At 36.7% G+C, this 352-nt stretch carries 1 protein-coding gene; it reads left to right on the top strand.

Features of this window, described 5'->3' with window-relative positions; all coding sequences use genetic code 11:
- On the top strand, window positions 1-352 hold a 352-nt coding region (locus tag KP705_RS19780; RefSeq protein WP_215765548.1), incomplete at both ends, for a hypothetical protein.

The raw sequence follows: 352 nt of genomic DNA, 5'->3' as shown, positions 1-352 counted from the left end.
TATAGAGAAATAGAGAGAGAAGTACAGAGGCTTGAAAATCTGTTCAATATAAAGGCTGTGCGATTGAAGGCACGTTATGAGACCAAGGCTATTCGTTATATGTTTGGGAATGGGGTCGAGGTTTATTGCGGTTGGGAAAAGCCTTACGATATCATGACTTGTTTGCATGACCATTATATTGACCATTCTTTTCCTGTGAAGGATGTGAAAAGTTATAGAGATTATTTGCGTTGTCTTCCTTCGCATTCTTCTTTGTTTTTKGATTACATAGAAAGCAGGGKATATGKTTTTTTAAGATTCAACGAATATTTGAACGATGACGAGGATGATTTTTGTTACGAGTGTGTTTTTG

The organism is Gluconobacter sp. P1D12_c (assembly GCF_018812105.1).
Classification (GTDB): Bacteria; Pseudomonadota; Alphaproteobacteria; order Acetobacterales; family Acetobacteraceae; genus Gluconobacter; species Gluconobacter oxydans_A.
Note: the sequence above shows the minus strand (reverse complement) of the source record. Positions and strands in the feature narration are given on the sequence as shown.